General features: G+C 70.4%; 9 protein-coding genes and 1 pseudogene. 7 read left to right on the forward strand and 3 right to left on the reverse strand.

The window, feature by feature from the left end; all coding sequences use genetic code 11:
* The first annotated feature begins 148 nt into the window (after window positions 1-148).
* The 5 genes from FNH08_RS03675 to FNH08_RS03695 all read left to right on the forward strand — a co-directional run bounded on the left by FNH08_RS03675 (window position 149) and on the right by FNH08_RS03695 (window position 3629).
* Window positions 149-970, forward strand: a complete 822-nt coding sequence (locus tag FNH08_RS03675) for a helix-turn-helix domain-containing protein (RefSeq protein ID WP_152769792.1) — start codon at window positions 149-151, stop codon at window positions 968-970.
* Window position 971: 1 nt separating this feature from the next.
* Complete coding sequence (locus FNH08_RS03680; protein WP_152769775.1) at window positions 972-1217, forward strand: DUF397 domain-containing protein; 246 nt, start codon at window positions 972-974, stop codon at window positions 1215-1217.
* Window positions 1218-1485: 268 nt separating this feature from the next.
* Window positions 1486-1986, forward strand: coding sequence for a hypothetical protein (locus FNH08_RS03685; RefSeq protein WP_152769776.1), 501 nt, complete (start codon window positions 1486-1488; stop codon window positions 1984-1986).
* Window positions 1987-2045: 59 nt separating this feature from the next.
* Window positions 2046-2855, forward strand: coding sequence for an SAM-dependent methyltransferase (locus FNH08_RS03690; RefSeq protein WP_152769777.1), 810 nt, complete (start codon window positions 2046-2048; stop codon window positions 2853-2855).
* A gap of 87 nt (window positions 2856-2942) precedes the next feature.
* The gene (locus FNH08_RS03695) at window positions 2943-3629 is read left to right on the forward strand and encodes a Clp protease N-terminal domain-containing protein (protein ID WP_152769778.1); all 687 of its coding nucleotides are present in this window, start codon (window positions 2943-2945) and stop codon (window positions 3627-3629) included.
* On the opposite strand, the gene FNH08_RS03700 is transcribed toward FNH08_RS03695, so the two are convergent.
* Complete coding sequence (locus tag FNH08_RS03700; RefSeq protein ID WP_152769779.1) at window positions 3626-4081, reverse strand: RpiB/LacA/LacB family sugar-phosphate isomerase; 456 nt, start codon at window positions 4079-4081, stop codon at window positions 3626-3628. The two genes, FNH08_RS03695 and FNH08_RS03700, sit on opposite strands and share 4 nt — an antisense overlap.
* A gap of 23 nt (window positions 4082-4104) precedes the next feature.
* Window positions 4105-5259 carry a glycoside hydrolase family 64 protein gene (locus FNH08_RS03705; protein WP_152769793.1) on the reverse strand — a complete coding sequence of 385 codons (1155 nt, stop codon included), beginning with the start codon at window positions 5257-5259 and terminating at the stop codon, window positions 4105-4107.
* Between the two features lie 260 nt (window positions 5260-5519).
* On the opposite strand from FNH08_RS03705, the pseudogene FNH08_RS53890 reads away from it, so the two are divergent.
* Both FNH08_RS53890 and FNH08_RS53895 read left to right on the forward strand, forming a co-directional pair.
* Window positions 5520-6689, forward strand: a pseudogene (locus FNH08_RS53890) (MMPL family transporter); the annotation flags it as partial.
* A 141-nt stretch (window positions 6690-6830) separates the two neighbouring features.
* A complete protein-coding gene (locus FNH08_RS53895; RefSeq protein ID WP_407704329.1) occupies window positions 6831-7769 on the forward strand; it encodes an MMPL family transporter in 939 nt (312 codons plus the stop codon).
* 50 nt (window positions 7770-7819) lie between these two features.
* Here the strand turns inward: FNH08_RS53895 and FNH08_RS03715 are convergent, their stop codons facing one another.
* The gene (locus FNH08_RS03715; protein ID WP_407704330.1) at window positions 7820-8929 is read right to left on the reverse strand and encodes a PP2C family protein-serine/threonine phosphatase; all 1110 of its coding nucleotides are present in this window, start codon (window positions 8927-8929) and stop codon (window positions 7820-7822) included.
* Between the last annotated feature and the right edge of the window lie 215 nt (window positions 8930-9144).

Raw genomic sequence — 9144 nt, forward strand, 5'->3', positions numbered from 1 at the left:
TCTGATAATTTCAGAATGAACTGCAAGGACCTGTCGGTGTCAACAGACGGCGTGGCACACTGCACGCTGTGAATCCCGTCCCGGGAGGCAGCACGTGAGTGAGACCCGCTCAGGAGGCGGCGCCCCGGCGGCCCCCACCGTCCTGCGCATGGTGCTCGGCAAGCGGCTCAGGCAGCTGCGCGAACAGGCCGGAGTGTCCTTCGAGGAGGCGGCGCGGGCCATCGAGGTCACCGCACTGACGGTCCGACGCATGGAGAAGGCCGAGGTCGGCCTCCGCATCCCCTACGTGAAGGAGCTGCTGCGCACCTACGGGGTATCGGCCAAGGAGATCGAGGACTTCGTCTCCCTCGCTCGCGAGGCCAACCAGCCCGGCTGGTGGTACAAGTACCGCGACGTCCTGCCGGAGTGGTTCAGCGCCTACGTCAGCCTGGAGAGTGAAGCCGCGGTCATCCGGCTCTACGAACCCCAGTACGTCCCCGGCCTGTTGCAGACCCCGGACTACGCCGCCGCACTCATGCGCGTCGGCTTCCCCAACGCGACCGAGGAGGACATCGCACGGCGGGTCTCGCTGCGCCTGAGGCGCCAGGACCTGCTGGCCAAGCCGGAGGCACCCGCGATCTGGGCCATCCTCGACGAGACGGTGCTGCGCCGGCCCGTCGGCGGCCTGGAGGTGATGCGGGCCCAGATCGACCGCCTGACCGAGATACTGGCGAGCCCGCGGGTCAGGATCCAGATCATGCGCTTCGCCGCCGGACCCCACCCGGGAGCCTTCGGCCCCTTCCACTACTTCCGGTTCGGCTTCTCCGAACTCCCGGACATCGTCTACACCGAGAGCCTCGCGGGCTCCCAGTACGTCGACCAGCCCGACGACGTCGTCACCTACCTGGAAATACTGGACCGGATGTCCGTGCAGGCGGAACCGGTCTCCCGTACGAGGGACATCCTGGCAGCACTGCGTAAGGAGCTGTGACATGGCAACCGACGGCCCCATCTACAACGGCATGCCCGCGCGCGACCTCGGCACCGAGGGCTGGCACAAGCCCTGGAGCGGCACCAACGGCGGCTCCTGCGTCGAGGCCAAGCGCCTGCCCGACGGCAGCGTCGCCTTCCGGCAGTCCACGGACCCGGCCGGCCCCGCCCTGGTCTACTCGCGGGACGAGATGGTCTCGTTCCTGGACGGGGCGAAGGCGGGTCAGGCGGACTTCCTGATCGCCTGAGCGGGCCCGGGCGCCCGGACCGGTGCGGGCGTCGTGGCGGCGGCTCCGACCAGCGGAAGCAGCCGCTCCGCCACTACGCCCGCACAACCGGACAACTCGTACGCGCACTTCCGCGGTTCGGAGGTGCCGCCCACACTGGGAGAGTTGTCACCCGCCCGGTATCAGTCGAAGGGAGCGGCATGCGTATGCCGCCGCGCGACCCGGGACGAGCCGTGCCGCCCGGCGGAGGCCCGGGCTGCCGGGGCCGGGCCGCTCCCGAGGGGCGGGGATGACCCCGCCGCATCTCCTCACCCGGTACCGGACCGTGATCGTCGAGGGCCATGAAGGCACCCGCAGGGACGACCTCGTCGCGGACCTCGCCCACCTCGGCTTTCTGGTCCGCCGTATGCCGACGACACCGCACCACCTCGATCCCACCCGGCCCTACCGCGAGCTCCTCTCCGCCCCGGGCCGCCTCGCCGTCGACGGCAGCATCATCAGGGAACTCGTCTACGGACCGCTGCGCCGCGGACGCTCCCGGGTCACCTGGATCCAGGCCCTCGACTTCGCCGAGGCAGTGGCCGAGCGCGACGGAGTCATGCTGCACCTCACCGCGTCGCTCCCCGCCGCACGCGCGCGGCAGCACGGCGAGGAGGCGGTGGACGCCGCGGCGGCGTACGTCCGCGTGTTCGTGACCCTCGCCCAGTACGTGCCCGTGGTGACCCTCGACGTCGGGGAGCCGGCGAACCCCATCCGCGCCCACCCTGCTCAGGAGTACCAACTCTGGTGAATGGCACGGAAGTTGACGGTAGGTTTGCGATGACCGCGATGCGAGGCAGGAGACCCCCCATGACAGACGGCCGTCCCACCCCCGACCAGGAAGCCCTGTCGAAGATCGACACCACGGTGCCGCACTCGGCCCGCATCTGGAACTACTGGATGGGTGGGAAGGACAACTACGAGGTCGACCGCATCGCGGGTGACGCCTACCACGAGATCGCCCCGAACATCGAGACGATGGCGAAGGCGTCCCGGGTCTATCTGATCCGCACGGTCACCTTCGTGGCCCGGGAACGCGGCATCCGGCAGTTCCTCGACATCGGCACCGGGCTGCCCACGTACGACAACACCCACCAGGTCGCCCAGAAGGTCGCCCCCGAGTCCCGCATCGTCTACGTCGACAACGACCCCCTCGTCCTGCGTCACGCCCAGGCCCTGCTCACCAGCACCGCCGAGGGCGTCACCGACTACGTCGACGCCGACCTGCACGACCCCGAGAACATCCTCGAGGCGGCGGGCAAGATCCTGGACTTCGACAAGCCCGTGGCCCTGATGCTCATGGGCATCCTCGGGCACATCCAGGACTACGAGGAGGCCAAGTCGATCGTCAGCCGCCTCCAGGCCGCGCTCCCCCCGGGCAGCTACTTCGTGCACTACGACAGCACGGACACCGACGAGGAGCTGAAGCGCGCCCAGGACGGCTACGACGACACCGGCGCCGTCCCCTACGTCCTGCGCAGTCCGGCACAGCTCGCCGCGTACTACGAGGGCCTGGAACTGCTCGAACCCGGCATCGTCTCCTGCCCGTTGTGGCGCCCGGAGCCCGGCACGAGCCCGGTTCCCACGGACGTGTACGGGGGAGTGGCGTACAAGCGGTGACCCGCCGCCCGCCGGGTGGGTGCGCGGCGAAGGAGCATGGGGCAAGTACGCCTTGACAATTCCGAACTGTCAAGGCGTACTTGCGTCATGCCTCTCCCGGATCTTGACGACCTCATCGCCGAAGTGGACCGAACCTGCGCCACCGCGCACCGCGCCGACGGGCAGGAACAACCGGACTGGCTCGCCCTGTTGACGGCGGCCGCACAGATATCGGGTCAACTCCAGGCGCTGGCGGACGACCTGGTCGAGGACTACGTCGAGCACTGCCGTATGCACGGGTGCTCGTGGACGGACGTCGGCGCGGCGCTCGGCGTGACCCGGCAGGCCGTGCAGCAGCGCTTCCACGCCCCCCACAAGCGCTACAGCCCCGAGACGATGACGGAAGACCTCCGCAAGGCGATGGCGCACGTCAAGCGGGCGGCCGTGCAGAACCGCAACAACTACATCGGCACCGAGCACCTCCTGTGGGGGCTCACGGTGGAGGACAACAGCGCCACCCGGCTGCTGCGGGACGTCGGGGTCGAGCCCGAGACCGTCCACCACTCCGTGGCGACCCGGCTGAGCATGGGGGCCTCCCAGGCGGCCGAGCGGATCGCGTGGACGCCCTACTCCCGCAAGGCGATCGCCCTCGCGGAGTCACGCTCCGAAGGAGGTGGCGGCGACCTCATCGACTGCGACGACCTGCTCGTCGGTCTCGCGCAGGTCGGCCGCGGAGCGGCGGCGACGGTCCTCGCGGACGCCGGTTTCGACCTGGCGGACGTGGTCGCCTTCTAGGAGGCGGTCCTGCCCTCGTCGAGCCGCCCGACGCGGTCCACGTTCGCCCGGTCGTCGGCGTCCTCGCTGGCGTCGGCGGCGAACCAGGCGTCGAGGATCTCCCTCAGCAGCGGCTCGGACGTCAGCCGCAGGCTGAGCGCCAGCGCGTTGGCGTCGTTCCAGCGGCGTGCGCCGTCCGCCGTGTACGCGTCCGTGCACAGGGCCGCCCGGACACCCGGCACCTTGTTGGCGGCGATCGACGCGCCCGTGCCGGTCCAGCAGCACACGACCGCCTGGTCCGACGTCCCGGAGGCGACCTCTCGGGCGGCCGCCTCCGAACAGGCCGCCCACTGGGGGTCGTCGCCGGGACTCAGCGCCCCGTGCGCCACCACCTCGTGGCCGCGACCCCGCAGCTCCGCGAGCAGGAAGCGCGCCACGGGTTCGTCCATGTCGGAGGAGACGGAGATCCGCATGTCCCGGAGGGTACCTGACGGGCTCAGCTCAGTGGATCCAGCGTGAGGCACGCCTGCCGCGGGGCGCCGTCGTGGACGAGCGACTCGTGGTTGCCGACGTCGTCGAAGGCGAAGGCGTACGCCTTGCCGTCGGCCATCTGCGCGTGGATCCCGGCGGCGTAGTGGTTGGTCACCCCGTCCTTGTAGAAGTCGGCCGAGGTGGCGTCGGGCTGGTTGGGGTTGACGAGCAGGGTGGACCGGTTGAAGCCCGCGCACAGGGTGCGGGAGATCGGGCCGCGCACCTGGTCGTTCGGGGCGTCGAGCAGTTTGTGGCAGCCGAAGACGCTGCCCGCGTCCGGCTTCTCGAAGCTGGTGACGACGGCTCCGGCGCCGTTGGTGAAGTTCATGACGTTGCCCGACACCCGGCCGTAGTACTTCGTGCCGGGCTGGTCGGCGAACGGGGTGACCGTCAGGGTCGTCGTGGCGTACTTCTGCCAGACACGGTTGACGTAGTCGTCCATCACGGACCTCGGCAGCGCGCCGTTCTCCAGCCCGTAGAGCGGGGAGAGCGCGCGCAGGACGCTGCCGTCGGAGCGGGTCTGGATGAGGCCCGCCCAGCCGCCCGGCCGGCCCCGCAGGGTGTTGAGGAAGCCGTTGTAGCCGCCCGGCTTGAGGTGGCCCGTGCTGGTCGTGCTGCCGTCGGCGCGCTGCACGCCGACCGCGTACGGCGCGGAGAACATGTCGACCTGGGTGCTGTTGAGCCACAGCCCGGAGTCGTTCAGCGTGTACTCGGACCAGTTGAAGAGGATGTCGCGGTTCGGGTCGCTCGGGTTCTGCACGGCGGGCTGCACGAGTCCGCCCGTGGTCAGCCTGAAGTCGAGTTTCCGGCCGTAGGAAAAGTAGATCCGCCCGGAGAACTTCGGGATCTGGATCGTCTTCGACTGTCCCGCGGCCGGACCGGCGATGGAGGCGTCCGGTGCCGGGGTGGGCGGGTTGCCGCCGGCGGGCCACGCGTGGAACGCGCCGCCCGCGTCGGCCCAGCCCTGCCGGCCCGAGGAGAGCTGGGTGCCGAGGGTGTAGACGTAGACCGGTTCGCTCCGGCCCGAGTTGTTGGTGATCTTCAGGGGGATGGTGTCGGGGACCGCCGCGTGGGCGGGCGCATCCGACTCGGGCAGGGCGACCGCCAGTGCGAGAGCCATGCCGAGCGCCGCGGTGACGGCCAGGGTTCGGTGCTTGAGTCGTTCGGTCAGCACTCTCCGCCTCCTGTACGAGAGCCGTAGTGGGGGTTTGGTCCGTACTTTTTTGAGAGCGCTCTCAGCGTCCCGTTGGGGGTGCGTACATGTCAACGCTCTCGACGCCACCACCCTCCCGCGCCGCGGTGTCGCCCGAGATGCTGGAGTGACGGCTGGGGCATTTAATGACTGATGCCCGACGTGTCTCCTGCTGGAGAGGCCGACCCATGCGTGCAACCCCTTCCCGTGCAGAGGGCGGTGAGCAGGCCTCAGAGGGGAGGCTGCGCCGACTCGGCCGGTGGTGCGCCCGCCATTTCGTGGTCGTCATCGTCGTCTGGCTCGCGGCCCTCGTGGCCCTGCAAGTGCTGGACCGCTCCGTCGGCGGGGACTACTCGGACGACTTCGCCCTGTCGGACGTGCAGTCCACGCAGGGCCTCGACGTGCTCAAGGAGCACGATCCGTCGGCCGGCGGCTACAGCAGCCAGATCGTCGTGCACGACGCGCAGAAGCAGCTCACCTCGCTGAGTTCCCAGATGTCCCAGACCGTCGGCGATCTGCAGAAGCTGCCGCACGTCCTGTCGGTCCAGAACCCGCTCACCGCGTCCGGCTCGCAGCCGTCGGGCGACTCCCAGCAGCCGAACGTCGGCCCCCTGTCGACGGACAAGAAGACGGCGTACATCACCATCCGCTTCAACGAGCAGCCCTCCCTGCTCGGCGACGGCTACCTCGACGGAGTGGACAGCTCCGTACAGCCGCTGCGGTCCGCCGGCGCCCAGGTCGAGTACGGCGGACAGCTCGGCGAACTGGCGCGTCCGGCCGCCGACGACCGGGTGAGCGAACTGATCGGCTTCGGGGTGGCGATCGTCGTCCTCCTCATCGGCTTCGGCAGCGTGATCGCCGCCGTCCTCCCCCTGGTCACCGCCCTCGTCGGCGTCATCGTGGGTCTCGCCTGCCTGGGGCTGCTCGCCGCCGGCTTCGTCTTCGCCACGGTGTCCCCGACCCTGGCCACCATGATCGGGCTCGGTGTCGGCATCGACTACGCCCTGTTCCTGATCACCCGTCACCGGCAGAACCTCATGGACGGCATGGACCCGGAGCGCGCGGCCGGCCACGCCACCGCCACCAGCGGTCGCGCCGTACTCGTCTCCGGCTGCACGGTGATCGTCGCCCTCCTGGGCCTGTGGGTGTCCGGCGTCTCCTTCATCGGCAAGCTCGGCATCGCCGCCGCCGTGACGGTGGTGTCGGCCGTCCTCGGGGCCCTCACGCTCGTACCGGCCCTGCTCGGGCTCATCGGCCGGCACATCGACCGGTACCACGTCCGCCGCCCCGTCGCCGAGATCGGTACCGGGGAGGGCGCTCAGCCGCAGGGCACCTGGCACCGCTACGCGCAACGCGTGGAGCGCCGCCCGTGGTGGTTCCTCGCGGGCGGTGTCACGACGGTGGTCGTCCTCGCCATTCCCGTGTTCTGGATCCAGCTCGGCCACATCGGGGACGGCGCCGACCCCACGTCGTTCACGGACCGGCGTGCCTTCGACCTGATGACCGACGCCTTCGGGCCCGGCTCCAACGGCCCTCTCACGGTCGTCATCGACCAGACGTCCGTACCGTCGTCGGAGCGCTCGTCCCTGCAGAGCCAGGCGCAGAAGACGCTCGACGGCGTCGACGGGGCCGAGGCCGTCACCCCGCTGACCGCCACCCAGGACGGGGACGTCCTCATCTCCACGGTCTACGCGACGAAGTCCCCGCAGAACGCCGACACCACGGACCTCGTCAACCGCCTGGTGGACACGACCCTGCCCGACGCGGTCTCCGGCACCGACGCCAAGGGGTACGTCACAGGCACCACGGCGGCCCAGGTCGACTTCCGGGACATCGTCGCGAGCCGGCTGCCCCTCATCATCGCCGTCGTGGTCGCGCTGGCCTTCCTGATCATCCTCGTCGTCTTCCGCGGTCTGCTGGTCGCGGTCAAGGCCGCCGTCCTCAACGTGCTGTCGATCGCCGCCTCGTACGGCGTGGTCGTCGCCGTCTTCCAGTGGGGCTGGGGCGGGCCCGCGCTCGGCGTCCACGGCAAGGTGCCGATCGAGAGCTACGTCCCGATGATGATGTTCGCGATCATCTTCGGGCTCAGCATGGACTACGAGATCTTCCTCCTCTCCCGTGTCCGCGAGGCGTGGCTGCGCACCGGCAACGCCCAGGACGCGGTGGCGCACGCGCTGGAGATCACGGCACGGGTCATCACCTGCGCGGCCCTGATCATGGTGAGCGTGTTCGCGGCGTTCATCATCAGCGACAACATCGTGGTCAAGATGCTCGGCCTCGGGCTGGCGGTGAGCGTGCTGATCGACGCCACGGTCGTCCGTCTCCTCCTCGTCCCCGCGGTGATGACCCTCATGGGCCGGCACGCCTGGTGGACGCCTCACTGGCTGGACAAGGTGCTGCCGCACATCGACGCCGAGGGGGAGGGGGAGCGTCGCTGAAGGGGGCACGCGGTGGTCAACGGCATGTGGTCGTCAATGGCATGCGGTGGTCAACGGAGGTCCTCGTGCTCCGGTGCGAGCACGAGCATCGTCGCGTCGTCCTGGACGATGCCGCAGTGGCGGACCAGATCGGCCCAGACGTGCTCGGTCAGCGCCACCGGATCGTCATCGTCGAGGTCGGCCACCCGGTCGGTCAGCGGATAGAAGGCACCGCTGTCGTCCCTGGCCTCGGACACGCCGTCGGACGCCAGGAACAGCCGGTCACCTGGCCGCAGTTCCACCGTGAGCTCAATGGGCGGGGAGGCGTCGCCCAGGCCGAGCCCGAACGGCATCCCCGGCTCGACCGCGAGCTCGGTGGCCCGCCTGTCGCGCAGCAGCAGCGGGGGCGGGTGACCGCAGGCCACGATCCGCACCGCGCGGGCGTCGGCCGAGAACGCGAGCAACACGCCGGTCGCGAACAACTCGGCGTGCTGTACGGCGGCGGAGTCCACCACCAGTCTGCGGTCCAGGCGGGCCGCGACCGCCCCCAGGTCCCGCTGGTCGAGCACCGCCTCCCGGAACGCCCCGAGCAGTGCCGCGACCGTGGCGACGGCCGACAGACCGTGCCCCTGGACGTCACCCATCACCGCCCTGACGCCGTACGGGCCCTCACGCACGTCGAAGAAGTCACCACCGACCAGCGTCCCGCGCTGCGCCGCTCGGTACAGGCCGGTACAGCGCACCGGCCCCACCCGCTCCGGCAGCGGCGGCGCGACGGCCCGCTGGGCGGCCACGGCGACCGCGCGCTCGGTGACCAGCTGGGCGTCGCGGTGACTGCGTACGAACGACACGAACACGCTCAGCACGGCGACGAAGACGATGGTCAGCAGGTCGGTGTTGCCCGGGCGGTCCAGTTGCAGGGCCGGGATGTGCAGCAGGACGATCACCAGGCCGCCGAGGACGGCGGTGGCCAGGGGCCCGTACGACAACACGGCCAGCGGCGGGATGGCACCGAGCAGGAAACCGATGTCGAGTGGATCGTTGCTGAGCAACGAGGCCGCGCACACGCCCACCAGCAGCGCGACCGGCAGCACCCGCACCCACACCGGTGGCGGCGCGCCCCGCAACCAGCTCCGCCGGTCCAGGTCCCGGCGCAGCCACTCGGCGCGCACCCATCCCACACCACCACGCTCCTCCGCGAGCACGGGCCGCGCACGCCGGAAGCGCACGGCTTCCCCGCCGCGCGGGCGAGCGGGGCCGGAGTCTCCCGTCGTTCAGGGCTCGCGCAAGGAGGCCGTGCTCACCTGTCCGTACGGGGTGGCGAGGCCGGGGTTCCGGGGTCACGGGGTGCGCGGTGTGGGCCCAGCCCTCGCAGGACCTCGCTGAGTTGGGGCTC

Origin of the sequence: Streptomyces spongiae (genome assembly GCF_009377185.1) — a bacterium.
In the GTDB taxonomy this organism is placed as follows: Bacteria; Actinomycetota; Actinomycetes; order Streptomycetales; family Streptomycetaceae; genus Streptomyces; species Streptomyces spongiae.